At 69.1% G+C, this 14,780-nt stretch carries 12 protein-coding genes; 7 read left to right on the top strand and 5 right to left on the bottom strand.

From position 1 onward, the window contains the following. Window positions 1-26 precede the first annotated feature (26 nt). From L8G49_RS04435 to L8G49_RS04420, 4 genes are read right to left on the bottom strand one after another with little or no spacing between them, the layout of a single operon-like run. Entirely contained in the window at window positions 27-1,301 is a 1,275-nt protein-coding gene (locus L8G49_RS04435) for a TolC family protein (RefSeq protein ID WP_242137796.1), read from the bottom strand. Next, complete coding sequence (locus L8G49_RS04430; protein WP_242137795.1) at window positions 1,298-1,573, bottom strand: hypothetical protein; 276 nt, start codon at window positions 1,571-1,573, stop codon at window positions 1,298-1,300. The genes L8G49_RS04435 and L8G49_RS04430 overlap by 4 nt, the downstream gene beginning before the upstream one ends. Continuing rightward, window positions 1,570-4,632 (bottom strand): CusA/CzcA family heavy metal efflux RND transporter, encoded by a 3,063-nt coding sequence (locus tag L8G49_RS04425; RefSeq protein ID WP_242182721.1) that lies wholly within the window; start codon window positions 4,630-4,632, stop codon window positions 1,570-1,572. The genes L8G49_RS04430 and L8G49_RS04425 overlap by 4 nt, the downstream gene beginning before the upstream one ends. Continuing rightward, a complete protein-coding gene (locus L8G49_RS04420; protein ID WP_242137793.1) occupies window positions 4,632-5,711 on the bottom strand; it encodes an efflux RND transporter periplasmic adaptor subunit in 1,080 nt (359 codons plus the stop codon). The genes L8G49_RS04425 and L8G49_RS04420 overlap by 1 nt, the downstream gene beginning before the upstream one ends. A gap of 311 nt (window positions 5,712-6,022) precedes the next feature. Between L8G49_RS04420 and L8G49_RS04415 the strand changes: the two genes are divergently transcribed. Genes L8G49_RS04415 through L8G49_RS04400 form a run of 4 tightly spaced genes read left to right on the top strand, consistent with a single transcriptional unit; the run spans window position 6,023 to window position 10,723 of the window. Next, on the top strand, window positions 6,023-6,505 hold the full coding sequence (locus L8G49_RS04415) for a MarR family transcriptional regulator (protein ID WP_242182719.1): 483 nt from the start codon (window positions 6,023-6,025) through the stop codon (window positions 6,503-6,505). Then, entirely contained in the window at window positions 6,502-7,932 is a 1,431-nt protein-coding gene (locus L8G49_RS04410) for an efflux transporter outer membrane subunit (protein ID WP_242182717.1), read from the top strand. The genes L8G49_RS04415 and L8G49_RS04410 overlap by 4 nt, the downstream gene beginning before the upstream one ends. After that, window positions 7,929-9,185 carry an HlyD family efflux transporter periplasmic adaptor subunit gene (locus tag L8G49_RS04405; RefSeq protein WP_242182715.1) on the top strand — a complete coding sequence of 419 codons (1,257 nt, stop codon included), beginning with the start codon at window positions 7,929-7,931 and terminating at the stop codon, window positions 9,183-9,185. Before L8G49_RS04410 ends, L8G49_RS04405 begins: the two co-directional genes overlap by 4 nt. Next, a complete protein-coding gene (locus tag L8G49_RS04400; protein WP_242182713.1) occupies window positions 9,182-10,723 on the top strand; it encodes a DHA2 family efflux MFS transporter permease subunit in 1,542 nt (513 codons plus the stop codon). Before L8G49_RS04405 ends, L8G49_RS04400 begins: the two co-directional genes overlap by 4 nt. Before the next feature lie 352 nt (window positions 10,724-11,075). Here L8G49_RS04400 and L8G49_RS04395 read toward each other — a convergent pair whose 3' ends face one another. Next, entirely contained in the window at window positions 11,076-11,642 is a 567-nt protein-coding gene (locus tag L8G49_RS04395) for a DNA starvation/stationary phase protection protein (protein WP_242137789.1), read from the bottom strand. A 170-nt stretch (window positions 11,643-11,812) separates the two neighbouring features. On the opposite strand from L8G49_RS04395, the gene L8G49_RS04390 reads away from it, so the two are divergent. Genes L8G49_RS04390 through L8G49_RS04380 form a run of 3 tightly spaced genes read left to right on the top strand, consistent with a single transcriptional unit; the run spans window position 11,813 to window position 14,530 of the window. Then, entirely contained in the window at window positions 11,813-12,490 is a 678-nt protein-coding gene (locus L8G49_RS04390; protein WP_242182711.1) for a response regulator transcription factor, read from the top strand. Then, window positions 12,477-13,865, top strand: a complete 1,389-nt coding sequence (locus L8G49_RS04385) for an ATP-binding protein (protein ID WP_242182709.1) — start codon at window positions 12,477-12,479, stop codon at window positions 13,863-13,865. Before L8G49_RS04390 ends, L8G49_RS04385 begins: the two co-directional genes overlap by 14 nt. Window positions 13,866-13,924: 59 nt before the next feature. After that, entirely contained in the window at window positions 13,925-14,530 is a 606-nt protein-coding gene (locus L8G49_RS04380) for an alpha-ketoglutarate-dependent dioxygenase AlkB (RefSeq protein ID WP_242182707.1), read from the top strand. Window positions 14,531-14,780: the final 250 nt, after the last annotated feature.

Below are 14,780 nucleotides of genomic sequence, written 5' to 3'. Positions count from 1 at the left end.
CCCTGGCGAAAACCCGCAAATCCCCTTCAGTCGTCGGCCTCGGCCGGCGCCCAGAGCCGATGCGCGTCGATCCGCAGCTTAGCGACCGACCGCGCCGCCCGCGCCCGCGCCTCGGCCTCGATCTTCTCCGCATCGCGCACCTGCCGCTGCGCGTACAGCAGCGCGGACAGATCGACCCCGCCCAGCCGCCGCCCTTCCTCGAGCTTTGCCATCGCCGCCCGCGCCGCGACCACCGCGCGCTGTGCCGACTCCAACAGCGCATATCCCGCGCGCGCCTGGACCAGATCGGTATCGGCGGTCGCGAGGATCTCGCGCCGAACCCGCGCGAGCGCCTGGTCGGCCGCGCCCGCCTCTGCCAGCGCCTGGTCCGCCGCCGGCTTGCGGAAGCGCCCGCCGAACGGCAACACCCCGACCACGCCGACGCCGACCTCGTTGCCGCCGCGCTCGCTGAACGCGCGCCCCCCGACCGAGGGATCCGCGCGCCGATCCAGCCGGGCGCGGGTCGCCAGCGCATGATATTGCTGCGCGGTCGCCTCGGCCGCGCGGATCTCGTGGCTGTCGCCGAGAATGTCGTCGCGCCAGCCGGCGAGCTGCTCCGGGGTGGCGCGGATCGGTTGCGGGGACGGGATCTCGCTTGGCAGTTCGAGCGTGGGGAACATCGCGCGCAGCGTCGCGGCTGCCGCCGCTTCCGCGCCACTTGCGTCGGCCAGTTCGCTCCGTGCGGTCTCCAGTTCCAACGTTGCACGGTCGGCATCGAGCCGGCTCGCATCCTTGTAGCGGACCTGTAGTCCGATGCCGGTCGTAATCCGCTGCTGCACGTCGAGCGCGCGCTGCGCGATCGTCACGCGTTCGTGCGCGGCCAGCCAGTCGAACCACCCCGACGCCAGCGTCAGAGCGGCCTGATGCCGCGCATCGGCGAACATGTTGCGCGCCGCCTTGATCTCATAGGTTCCCGCCGCGCGGTCGAGCGCGGCCTTGCCCGGCAGGCGGAACGGCTTGAGCACGGTCATGTCAAATTCGTTGTAGGTCGTCTCGCCCGTCACCCGGCGGCGGACGTAGGAGCCGGTCGCGGTGAACTCGTGCGGGCCCGCGCTCAGCACGCCGGCATGGCCGCGCGCGGCGTCGACGCGCGCCGCCGCCTCGCGCACCGACGGGCTGTTGTCGAGCGCCTCGGACACCGCGGCGAGCGGGGGAAGCGCGGCATCGGCCGCGTCGATCACTTGCGTCGGCATTGCGGGCGTCGTGCTTTGCGCAAGCGCCGGGGTCGCGACGCACAGCAGCAGGGCAAAGCGCCCGATCATGCCTTTGCCGCCAGCGCGACGGCGTGCCAGATCGTGCCGTCCTCGACCACGTCGCGAACGACATCGACCGCGGACTCCTCGGCGGTGAAGCGCAGCACGGTCCGCTTCTGGCGCCCGGTTACCTGCTCGCGAACGCTCGCGTCGCGCAGGTGCTCCGGGGCGATCTCGATCGGATAGGTCGCGATCCACGTGTCGATCCCGCCCTCGCAGAGGGCAACGATCAGGTCGTCGGCATCGTCGGGAAGGCACAGGATTTCGATCAGCAGGGTCATTCCTTCGCCTCCCCGAAGCGTTCGTACAGGATCGGCAGCAGGATCAGCGTCAGCAGCGTCGACGTGATCAACCCGCCGATCACGACGATCGCGAGCGGCCGCTGGATCTCCGACCCCGGTCCGGTCGCGAACAGCACGGGCACCAGCCCGACCGCGGTGATCGTCGCGGTCATCAGCACCGGCCGCAACCGCCGCTCCGCGCCGTCGCGGACCGCATCGTGCAGCGAGCGCCCGTCGTCGCGCAGGTCGCGGATGTGCGAGACCATCACCAGCCCGTTGAGCACCGCGATCCCGAGCAAAGCGATGAAGCCGACCGAAGCGGGGACCGAAAGATAGCTGGACGTGATCAGCAAGGCGACGATCCCGCCGACCATCGCGAAGGGAATGTTGGCGAGGATCAGCAGCGCCGCCCGCATCGACCGCAGCGTGGCAAACAGCACGAGCAGGATCAGCGCGAGTGCGATCGGGATGACGATCATCAGCCGCTGCGACGCGCGGCGCTGGTTCTCGAACTGCCCGCCCCAGACGAAGTGATAGCCACCCGGCAGCTTGACCTGCTGTTGCGCCTTCTGCTGCACTTCCTGCACGAAGCCGACGAGATCGCGGCCGGTGACCGAGGCCTGCACCAGCGCGTAGCGTTGCCCGTCCTCATGCGTGATCAGTACCGGTCCATCCTTGCGCGAGACATGCGCGAGGTCGCTGACATGCGCGAGCGTACCGGTAGGGGAGCGCACCAGCAGGTCCTCGAACGCGGTCGGGCTCTGGCGGATGTCGTCGCTGCCGCGGATCGTGATCGGCACGCGGCGCTGCCCGATCCGCGCGACGCCGGCGTCGAGCCCCTCGAGTTGCGCGCGCAGGGCGTCCTGCACGTCCGACACCGGGATCCCGGCATTGCCCGCGGCAAGCCGGTCGATCCCGAGCTCGAGATAATTGACGTGATCCTCCGCCAGCGTCTGGACGTCGGTCGCGCCCTTGGTCGCGGCGATCAACGCCTTCATCTTGCCCGCGATCTGCGCGAGCTGGTCATTGTCGGTCCCGAAGATCTTGAGCGCGAGATCGCCGCGCGACCCGGTCAGCATTTCCGACACGCGCATCTCGATCGGCTGGGTGAAGCTCGGCTGGACGCCCGGGAGCCCGTTCATCGCGTCGCGCATCTGCGTGACGAGCCATTCCTTGTCGCCCTTGCGCCAGTCGCCACGCGGTTTCAGCGTGACGTAGCTGTCGGTCTCGTTCAGCCCCATCGGGTCAAGCCCGATCTGGTCCGATCCGGTGCGCGAGACGATGTTGGTCACCTCGGGCACCGCGCGCATCACCGCGCGCTGCGCGGCCATGTCGTCGGCGAGGCTGTGGTCGAGCCCGATCGACGGCAGCTTGGTGAGCTGCATCACGACCGAACCCTCGTCGAGCGTCGGCATGAAGGTCTTGCCGACCATCAGATAGGCGACGACCGCGATCGCCAGCAACACGCCCGCGCCGATCCCGACGATTGCCTTGTGCCCGAACGCCGCATCCAGCGCCCTGGTATAAGCAGGGCGGACGTGGCGCATCACCCACGGTTCCTTGTCGTCGGCCGAATGCGCCTTGAGCCCGTAGGAGCCAAGCACCGGCACCAGCGTCAGCGCGACGAGCAGCGACCCGGCGAGCGCGAACACGATCGTCAGCGCGACCGGCGCGAACAACTTGCCCTCCAGCCCCTGCAGCGACAGCAGCGGGAGGAACACCAGCGCGATGATCACGATGCCTGCGCTCACCGGAACGATCACCTCGCCGACCGCGACGAAGATGCGGTGCAGCCGGCGCTCGGGCTTGAGCTTGGGATCGGCGATCCGCTCGACGATATTCTCGACCACGACGACCGACCCGTCGACCAGCAGACCGATCGCGATGGCGAGTCCGCCGAGGCTCATCAGGTTGGCGGTGACGCCGAACGCGCGCATCAGGATGAAGGTGATCAGCGCGGCGAGCGGCAAGGTGGACGCGACGATCAACGCCGCGCGCCAGTCGCCGAGGAAGATCAGCAGCAGCACGATGACGATCACCGTCGCCTCGAGCAGTGCTTCCTCGACCGTCGACACCGCGCTGTGGATCAGCTGCGAGCGATCGTAGAAGACGTTGAGATGCGTGCCCTTGGGCAGCGTGACGCCCGCCAGCTTGGCACGCACGCCCTCGACCACCTTGCTCGCGTCCGCACCCTTCAGCGCGATGACCAGCCCCTCGACCGCCTCGCCGCGACCCGAGCGGGTGACGGCGCCGTAGCGGGTCAGCGATCCGGTCACGACCTGCGCGACGTCGCCGACGCGGGTGATGCCGGTGGGGCCTGACTTGATGACGATCTGCGCGACGTCCTCGGGCGCCTCGACCGCGCCCGTCGCGCGGACGATCAGCGCTTCCTCGCCCTCGGTCAGGCGGCCCGCGCCGTCGTTGCGGTTGTTGTTCATGATCGCGGTCTTGAGATCGGCGATCGTGATCCCCGCCGCCGCCAGCGCATTGGCATCGGGCTTGATCTCGAAACTCTCGGCAAGGCCGCCGAGCGAATTGACGTCGGCGACCCCGGGGACGGTGCGCAGCGCCGGCCGCAGCGTCCAGTCGAGCAGCGTGCGCTTTTGGGTGAGCGAGAGCGGTCCCTCGATCGTGAACATGTAGACGTCGCTGAGCGGGGTCGAGATCGGCGCGAGGCCGCCGGTGACGCCGGGCGGCAGGTCCGCCATCACCCCGGTCAGCCGTTCCGCGACCTGCTGGCGCGCCCAGTAGATGTCGGTGCCGTCCTGGAAATCGATCGTGACGTCGGCGATCGCATATTTGGCGGTCGAGCGCAGGATCGCCTGCTTCGGGATACCGAGCATCTCGGTCTCGATCGGCGTGACGACGCGGGTCTCGACCTCTTCCGGAGTCATCCCAGGCGCCTTCAGGATCATCTTGACCTGGGTCGACGAGATATCGGGATAGGCGTCGATCGGGAGCGCGCGATACGCCATCACCCCGAGCGCGACGAGGATCGCCGCGAGCGCGATCACCGCGAGCCGCGCCGACAGCGCCCAGGCGACCAGCGTCCGCAGCATCAGCGCTTGGTGACCAGCGACTTGAGTTCGGTGACGCCGGTCGTGGCGACCGTCTCGCCGCGCTGCAGTCCGGTGGAGATGACCGCGCGCTGCGCATTGCGCCCGGCGATCTCGACGCGGCGCGGCACATAGCCGCGCGGCGTGACGACGAACACGTACCAGCGGCCCTGATAGCTGGTCAGCGCGCCCGCGGGGATCTGCACCGCACCGGTCGGGGGCGGCGCGAGGATCGTCGCCGACAGCGCGCGGCCGAGCACGATGCCGGGGCCGCCGGGAAGGGTGGCGCCGATCGACAGCGAGCGCGTCGCGGGATCCACGGTGGTGCCGACCGCGACGATCTTGCCGGAAATGTTGGGCGCGACGACCACGCGCATCCCGCTGCGGACCTGCCCGGCATAGCGTTCGGGAAGTTGCGCGGTCAGCGCATATTGGCCGGTGGCATCGATCACGAACGGCGCGGCCATCCCGTCGAGCGTCCCGCCCGCCTGGATCGCCATGCTGCTGACCGTTCCCGCGATCGGCGCGCGGAGCGTATAGGTGCCCGACCGCCCGTCCGCGCCGCCGAGCGCGAGGATGCGCGCGTTCTCGGTCGCGACGGTGCGCGCTTCATAAGCCGCGGCCTTGGCCTCTTCCGAGCGGGCTTCGGCGATCACGCCGGCCCGTGCGAGCGCGGCGGTGCGCGCGGCGGTCGATCCGGCGAGCTGCGCGCGCGCGCGGGCGCGGGCGAGTTCGGCGCCGGTCTGGAGCACTTCGCGGCTCGCGACGACCGCAAGCGGCTGGCCCGCGCGCACACGCTGGCCCTGGACGACGAAAATTTGTCGCACGATTCCCTGGAACGGCGCGGCGACCGCCCGCCGCGCGCCGAGCGGCGGCTGGACCGTGGCCGGGACGATCGCCACCGGCATGTCGGCGGCTGGCTCGGCGCGCGCCGTGCGGATCGCAAGGGCCTTGGTCTGTTGCGGGGTGAGGTGGACGACGGGCACGGTCGCCGCGATCGACGCCAGCGCGGTGCCGATCAGTCCGGCGCTGCGCAGGCGGCTTCGGAACAGGCGACGAAACGGTTCGGATCTGGGAAGCATCGGTATCCTGTCCCCCGCAACCCGTCGCGGGAAGGCGCTCTCCTATCGGGATCACCGCGCGCGGTCGTGTTAATTGGCGGTAATATAGTGAACGCGAGTTCATCCTCCGCCCGCCCGTAATCCTTCAAAGGCCGGGGCCGTCGGGCAACGGGCAAACGGTGTGACGCGAATGCAGCCGCTCCGGCGTGGGACGGGGCGACGGGCCCGCCAAGGGCACCTCCCGCAACAAACTCGGCAACATTTTCATACAACACCTTGCAAATACCTTCGCACGATGTATCTGCACCTGCAGCTAATGAGGACTAAGATAGATGGCGGTGTTCAACGTCGAGGATTGCGCGGCCAGCCGTGCGCCCGGCCGGCTGCTGCGCCGGCTCGACAAGACGATGTCGGCCTATGTCGAATCGCGCATCGAGGGGCGCGAGCTGACCTATCAGCAATGGGTCGCGATCAAGGTCGTGCGCGACGGGATGGTCGGCAACGCGGGTGAACTCGCACGCGAGCTGGGGCTGACGACCGGAGCGACCACACGACTCATCGACGTGCTCGAGACGCGTGGCCTGATGACGCGCGACCGCAGCGGCGAGGATCGCCGCGTCGTTCGCCTCGTATCCACCGATCTCGGCGGCGCAACCGTCGCAAAGTTGCAGGACAATGTCGTCAGTGCCTGGAACGAAGTGATGGCCGAGTTCTCCCAGGCGGAGGCGCAGCAATTCGTCGACATGCTCGCGCGTGTCCTCGCGGTCGCGGAACGCGTCGCGGGCGATGCGCCGATGGCGGAGGTGGTGCAGTGACCCGCGCGATCGGCCTCGTATCGCTCGCGGCGGTGCTGCTGTCGTCCTGCGCCGCGGTCCCGCACGATCCGCCGCAGGTCGCGCAGGTGCAGCCGGCGACGCTTGGTCTCGGCAACACCAGCGCGCCGATCGCGGCGGACTGGTGGACCGCGTTCAAGGATCCGCAGCTCGATACGCTGGTAACGATGGGCTTCGCCGCCAATCCGTCGCTCGACCGCGCGCTTGCGCGGGTGCGGATGGCGCAGGCGACGCTCGGGGTGCGGCGTGGCGACCAGTTGCCGCAGGTGACGCTCGACGGCCAGTCGACGTATCAGCGCTTCCCGGAGCGCTCGCTTTACCCGCCGCCTTATGCGGGCAACGCCTATCCGACCACGTCGGTGCAGGCGAACCTCAACTGGAACCTAGACCTGTTCGGCCGCCAGCGCGCGCTGGTGGCTGGCGCGCGCGCCGATGTGGCGGCGGCGGCGCTCGATGCGGCGGCGGCGCGGCTGATGGTATCGACCTCGATCGCGCAGGCCTGGGTCGGGCTCGCACGCGCCGACCAGCTGATCCGTGTCGCCGACAGCTTCGTCGCGACGCGGCGGCAGGCGCTGGGCTTCGTCAACTCGCGGATCCGCAACAAGCTCGCCAGCCAGTTCGAGCTGCGCCAGGCCGAGACGCTGCTCGCCGAAGCCGATCAGGCGCGCACCCGCGCGGTCGCGCAGCGCGAATTGCTCGTCCATGCGATCGCCGCTCTGGTCGGGCGCGGCGCGGATTTCTACCCGCAGGTCGGCAGTCCCAAACTGGCGTTCGATGCGCCGCCGGTGGTCCCGGACGTACTTCCGGCCGACCTGCTCGGGCGGCGTCCCGATCTGCTCGCCGGGCAGGCGCGGATCGATTCCGCCGCCGCGGGCCGCAAGGTCGCCCGCGCGGACTTCCTGCCCAACGTCAGCATCCAGGCGCTCGCAGGCTTCGCCGCGCTCGGGCTCGGCAGCTTCTTCGATCTCGGCGCGCGAACCTATGGCGCAGGCCCGGCGATCCACGTGCCGATCTTCGAGGGCGGCAAGCTCAAGGCGCAATATCGCGGCGCGACCGCGACGCTCGACGAGGCGGTCGCCGCTTATGACGATGCGGTGCTCGGCGCGGTGCGGGATTCCGCGGATGCGCTGACTCAGGTCCGCTCGACCGACCAGGATACGCTCGCGCAACGCCGCGTCGTCGCGGGTCTGCGCGAGACGGTGCGGCTCGATCAGGTCCGTGTCTCGACCGGGCTCGGCTCGCAACTCGACAGCATCGACGCGGGCTTCCGCCTGCTCGAGGCGGAACAGGCGCTGGTCGGGCTCCAGTCCGATGCGCTGACCCGTCGCATCCAGCTCATCGCCGCGCTTGGCGGTGGTTTCGAACCTTCCCCGCCGCCTGCAGCGGCCCTTGCGGACAGCGCATCATGAACGACCAGACCCCCACCGACTGGAAGCGCGAAGCGGAAACCGCCGAGCGTATCGACCCCGTCGTCGGCCCCGAGCCGATCGCCGCCGAACCGCCCCCCACGCCGGTCGACCCCGCGATCAAGCGGCGGTCGCGGATCCGGCGGATCGGGTTCCTGATCCTCGCACTGGTCGTGCTGATCGGGTTGATCCTGTACGGAATCAGCGTGTTCACCGCGCCGGCGACCGAGGAAACCGACGACGCCTATGTCGCGGGCAACGTCGTCTCGGTGACGGCACGCGACGGTGGGACCGTCCTCGCACTGCACGCGGACAACACCCAGTCGGTCAAGCGCGGCCAGCCGCTGATCGATCTCGACCCGGCCACGGTCGGCGTCCAGATGGATGCGGCCGAGGCGGCGCTCGGCCGTGCGGTCCGCGCAGTCCGCTCGACGCATGCGCAGGTCGACGAGGCGGGTGCGGAAATCGCGCAGGCGCAGGCCGACCTGTCGCGCGCGCAGAATGACTACACCCGCCGCCAGGGCGCAGCGCGCGACGGCGCGATCTCGGGCGAGGAACTGTCGCACGCGTCCGACGCGATCGCCACCGCGCGCGCCGCCGTTGCGCTCGCCCGTGCCCGTCAGGCGCAGGCAGCGAGCACGGTCGCCGGCACCGACATCGCCAACAACCCGCAGGTCCTTGCCGCAATCGCCGACGTGCGCCGCGCCGCGATCGACGGCAGCCACATGAAGATCGTCGCGCCGGTCGCGGGGATCGTCGCGCAGCGCACCGTCCAGCTCGGTCAGCGTGTTGCCGCCGGAACCCCGCTGATGGCGGTGGTGCCGCTCGACAGCCTGTGGATCGACGCCAACTTCCGCGAGACGCAGCTTCAGCATCTCCGCGTCGGGCAGCCGGTGACGATCACCGCCGATGTTTACGGCAAGGCCGTTACCTTCCACGGCAAGGTGCTCGGGCTCGGGGCAGGGAGCGGCAACGCCTTCTCGCTGCTCCCGCCGCAGAACGCTTCGGGCAACTGGATCAAGATCGTCCAGCGCGTGCCGGTGCGGATCGCGCTCGATCCCGCCGAACTGCGCGCGCATCCGCTGCGGATCGGCCTCTCGGTGAATGCGATCGTCTCGACCACCAACCTCTCCGGCCCGATGGTCGCAGGCAGCACCGCGCCTGCAGGCGGCGTCCAGCAAAGCCTCGACGGTGGCCCTGAAGTCGATGCGATGGTCCGCCGGATCATCACCCAAAACCTCGGGCGCGATCGGTGAGCGCACCCGCCGGCGCGGGGGCGGCCCCGCTTCGCGGCGCGACACTTGCGGTCACCTCGATCGCGCTCGCGCTCGGCACGTTCATGCAGGTGCTCGACGGGACGATCGCCAACGTCTCGCTGCCAACGATCGCGGGCAACCTCGGCGTCTCGACCGATAACGGCACGTGGGTGATCACGTCGTTCGCGGTCGCCAACGGGGTGACCGTCCCACTCACCGGCTGGCTGATGCAGCGTTTCGGCGTGGTGCGCACCTTTACCGTGTCGGTGGTGCTGTTCACGATCGCGTCGCTGCTGTGCGGCCTCGCGTGGGACCTGTCGTCGCTGATCGGTTTCCGCATCCTGCAGGGCGCGGTGTCGGGGCCGATGATCCCGGGCAGCCAGGCGCTGCTGATTTCGATCTTTCCGGCACATAAACGCGGCACTGCGCTCAGCATCTGGTCGATGACGACGTTGACCGCGCCGGTGCTCGGGCCGGTGCTCGGCGGCTATATCTCGGACAATTATCATTGGGGCTGGATCTTCCTGATCAACGTCCCCGTCGGCATCGCCTGCGCGTTCGTGTCGTGGCGCTTGCTCGCGAGCCGCGAGACCCCGACGCGCAAATTGCCGATCGATACAGTCGGGCTGATCCTGCTCGCCTTCTGGGTGTTCAGCCTGCAGACGATGCTCGATCTCGGCAAGGATCGCGACTGGTTCAACAACCCGCTGATCGTGATCCTTTTGGTCTGCGCACTGGTCGGGTTCGCCGCGTGGCTGATCTGGGAAATCACCGACGGTAACCCTGCGGTGGACCTCAGCCTGTTCCGCCGGCGCAACTTCGCGTTCGGGACGCTGGCGTTGTGCCTTGGCTACGCGCTGTTCTTCGCGAACAACCTGCTGCTCCCGCTGTGGCTGCAGGAGCAGATGGGGTACACCGCGACCTGGGCTGGGTTCGTCGCCGCGCCGAGCGGGATCGTCGCGGTGATAGCGACGCCGTTCGTCGGGCGGCTCAAGATCGATCCGCGCTGGCTGACGACGATGGCGTTCCTCGCCTTTGCCGGTTCGTATTTCCTGCGGTCGCAATACACGCCCGACGCGAGTTTCTGGACGCTGATGTTCCCGTTGTTGTTGCAGGGGCTGGCGATGAGCATGTTCTTCGTGCCGCTCGTCACCATCTCGTTCGACGGCATTCCGGGCGACCGGGTGCCTTCGGCAAGCGGCATCTCGAACTTCGCGCGCATCACCGCGGGGAGTTTCGCCGCGTCGATTATCACGACCTCGTGGGACCGGCGCGAGGCGCTGCACCAGACGCGGCTGACGGAGGTCGGGACCGACTATTCGCCAATCTACCGGCAGGCGATCGGGCAGTTGCAGAATGCCGGAATGACGCAGCAGCAGGCCGCCGGTTCGGTGATGCGGCAGATCGTCAACCAGTCGTATCTGCTGTCGTCGCTCGAATTGTTCTGGATCTGCGGATGGATGGCGGTGGTGATGATCGGTGTCATCTGGCTGACGCGCCGTCCTGCGCCGAGCGACCTGGTGGTGGCGGCGGACTGAGGTCATCACCGTGTCCTCCCCCGTCTCCACAAGCCGTCTCCGCAAGCCTTCTGCGCAAGCCGCGCCAACTCCTCCCGTCATGCGGATGAAAGCCGGAACTGGTTAGTTGCCCGGGCGAGGCGGTGCGATCGAGTCCTGTATCCCCGGCTGCGTCTGGCCAGCATGGCGGCCCCGGCCTGCGCCGGGGTGACGGGCGGGGGGAGAGCGACTTTCTCGGCGATCTCGCGGGGGCGGGGATCCACTTCGGCTGGCGGACCGAACGAGACCCGACCGTTGCGATGATGGAAACTCGTCCCCGCGAGAACGACGCACGGGCGCGGCAAGTCTTTCAAGCCGCGACCGCCGCCGTCGATTACAGCTGGTGTGCGCGCAGCATCCACAGCTGCTTGTCGATGTCATGCGCCACTTCCTGCAGCATGTTCGACGTCACCGGATCAGTCTCTTCGGTCGCCTTAATGCGGGCGTAGATCCGGTCGTTCTCGGTCTTGAACGCGACCGTCAGCATCTTGAGCCCTTCGGCGTCCTTGGTCTCGGCGAACGGCAGTTCGGGCAACTGCGCATTCGCCGCGACTGCCGACGGACGGCCGTCGACCGGCACGCCAAGGGCCCGGTTCCGCTCGGCGACCGTGTCGATATAGCCGGCCACCGTCTTGTAGAACTCACCGAGCATTTCATGCGTCGAATAGAACGTCGGGCCGGTGACGTTCCAGTGCAACTGCTGGATGTTCTGCTGCAGCCCGATCAGCTCGTACAGCGTCGCCTGGAGCGCCTGGGCGGTCGGGCGCGCCTTGTCGGCGGTCAGCGGCACCTGTCGCGGGGCCTGCGCCGAACGGTAGATCGACAGGTCCTGCGCCGACGCCGGCGCCTGCGTTACGATCGTGGCGAGCAGGATTGCTGCGCTCGTTTGAAGAAGCTTCATACTCGGTCCTCATACTCTGGGAAGACCCCATGAACCGGGGCGAGCCCCTCACAGTTCCGGCCGGATCGGGTTAAATCATCGCAACAAAATGAACGCCAATTCACAGTCCCGCGCCGCACCCGCTGTGCTACGCGACGCGTTAGGCAGCGATCGACCGGGGACGCAGGCGCGTGGCGACAATATTGCTGATCGAGGATGACGACGGTACCGCACAGGAGATCCTGCTCGGGCTGACGCGCGCGGGCTATGTTGCGGTGCGCGAGGCGACCGGCGAAGGCGGGCTTGCCGCGATCCGCGCGAATGGCAACGATCTGGTGATCGTCGACCGGCAATTGCCGGACAGCGAGGGGCTCGACCTGATCGCGACGATGCGCAGCGAGGGGATCCGCACGCCCGCGCTGGTGCTCAGCGCGATGGGAAGCCTCGACGATCGGGTGCGCGGCCTGCGCGCGGGCGGCGACGATTATCTGCCCAAGCCGTTCGCGCTGATCGAATTGCTCGCGCGGATCGAGGCATTGCTGCGCCGCCCGGTCGAGGGGCGCGAGACGCGGCTGTTCGCGGGGCCGATCGACATCGACCTGCTCGGCGGCAGCGCGATGCGCAACGGGCGCGACCTCGAGCTGTTGCCGCGCGAACTGCTGCTGCTCGAATATCTCGTGCGCCGGCCCGGTCGGGTCGTCACGCGGATGATGCTGTTGCAGGACGTATGGGGCTATAATTTCGACCCGCGCAGCAACGTCGTCGACGTCCACATGAGCCGCCTCCGCCGGAAGGTCGATGGCGAGGGCGACCTGCCGCTGATACGCAACGTGCGCGGGGAAGGGTATCGCTTCGATGCCCCTGCGTGAGGTGATGGCACGGGTGATCGGTCGCGGCGCCTTGGTCCGGTGGGGCGTCGCGATCGCGATGTTGCTCGCGGTCCAGTCGCTGGTGATGGCGGCGCTGTTCTGGGTTTCGGCGCGCGAGGGGCATCGCGGCGAACTGGACGAGGCGCTTCACCACGATTGCACCGCTTTCGCCGCGCTCGCGCCGGGCGCGCGGCCGATGGAGCTGCACCGCCAGCTCGAGCTCGACATCCACCGCGACCGGTTCCTTGCGATCGCAACCGAGCGCGGCCGCGTGTTGTACGGCAATGTCGCGGTTCTGCCTGCCAATATTCCGGTCGGCGGGATCGGCACCGCCACTGTTACCCCCACCGCCTTGCCGGGCAAGTCGACCGATGTCGCGCGCGCGCGGCTGTGCCGGCTGCCGGGCGCGCAATTGCTGTTCTCGGGGATCGATCTCGACGACAGCGAGCAGGCGCAGCGGATCGTCGAGCGGACGTTGCTGTTCGCGCTGGTGCCGGGGCTGTTGCTTGCGATGCTGGGCGGCTGGTTCGCCGCGCGGCGCGCCGGACGCCAGATCGACGCGGTCCGCCGGCTCGCCGAACAGATCAGCCGCGGCGAACTCACCAAGCGCCTGCCGGTCGGCGAGCATCCGGACAGTTTCGGGCAATTGTGCGCGCACATCAACACGATGCTGGATCGGACCGAGACATTGGTAGGCGAGGTCCGCGGGATCGGCGACGATATCGCGCACCAGCTCCGCACCCCGCTCACCCGGCTGCGCGCGCGGGTCGAGCGCGAGATGGACGACGCCGAGACGCGCGAGGACTTTGCCCGCGCGGGCGCGGCGACGCTGGCAGACGTCGACCAGGCGCTGGCGATCGTCGCCGCGCTGCTGCGCATCCACGAGATCGAACACCGCGCCAAATGCGCCGGGTTCGCGACAGTCGATCTGGCCGCGCTGGTACGCGATGTCGGGGAGCTCTACGCCCCGGTCGCCGAGGACAGCGGACGAACCCTCGCGATCGAGATCGAGGGGGCCGCCACGGTCGCAGCGGACCGCGATCTGCTGGGCGAGACCCTGTCCAACCTGATCGACAATGCGGTCAAGTTCGGTCCGCCGGGCGGCCGCGTGACGCTGTCGCTGCGTACCGGCGCGGACGGGGCCTGGATCACGGTGGCGGACGCCGGGCCGGGCATCGCCCAAGCCGACCGCGAGCGGGTGTTCCAGCGCTTCTTCCGCGCGCGGGGCCTGCAGAACGTGCCGGGCACGGGACTGGGGCTCAGCCTGGTCCGCGCGATCGCCGACCTCCACGGGTTCACGCTGGCGATCGCGGAGCAGGGCAGCGCGATCACCATCGCGATCCCGCATGTTCGATCGGGCGCGGCGCACGACTGATCCGGGCAGGCTCGGGCGGGCGGGTTTGGTGTGCGGCGCCGCGTCCTTATATCGGGCGCATGGCTTCGTCTCAGATCGATCTGTTCGCGACGCCGCTGCTGCCCGGGCTGGCGGCGGCGGAGCGGTTCCTTGCCGCTGCGGAGGAGGCGGCGCTGATTGCGCTGGTCGATTCCGCGCGGCTTGCTCCGTTTCGCTTCCAGCAATGGCTGGGCAAGCGGCTGACCGCGTCGTTCGGCTGGCACTATGATTTCGAGCGTGGGACTTTCGCCGCGGCCGAGCCGATGCCGGACGCGCTGTTGCCGATCCGCGCGCGGGCGGCGGCTTTTGCAGGGTTGGAAGCGGATGCGCTCGTCCAGGCGCTGGTGATCCGCTACGATCCGGGCGCGGGGATCGGCTGGCATCGCGACCGCCCGATGTTCGACCATGTGGTCGGCCTGTCGCTCGGCGCGCCGGCGGCGATGCGGTTCCGGCGGCGGACCGGGGAACGCGACGGCCGGATCCAATATCGCCGCGAGACCCAACCGCTGGAGCCGCGTTCGATCTACCATCTCTCGGGCGAGGCACGCTGGGATTGGGAGCATAGCATCGCCCCAATTGAAGAAACGCGCTGGTCGGTGACGTTCCGTAGCCTTTCCGCGCGCGAGCGGGACGAGCGTGCGCGCTGACCAGCCGTCACCTCGGCGCAGCCAGGGGCCGCCGGGGGTGTGGCATCCGGTCTGTCCGTCGGCTGCTGTTGCATGGCGACCCCCGCGTACGCGCGACCGCTGCGAAAGTCGCTCGATCCCGCATCCGTCACCCCGGCGAAGGCCGGGGCCGTGTGGTTATCCGGGCGCGGCGAGACGGCTGCGTGCGGTATCACCGGTTTTGCCCCCTTGCATGGCGGCCCCAGCCTGCGCCGGGGTGACGGGAAGGAGC

The sequence above is a fragment of the Sphingomonas sp. CARO-RG-8B-R24-01 genome (assembly GCF_022662295.1).
In the GTDB taxonomy this organism is placed as follows: Bacteria; Pseudomonadota; Alphaproteobacteria; order Sphingomonadales; family Sphingomonadaceae; genus Sphingomonas.
The sequence above is the reverse complement of the archived record's forward strand: the minus strand, read 5'-3'. Positions and strand labels throughout refer to the sequence as shown.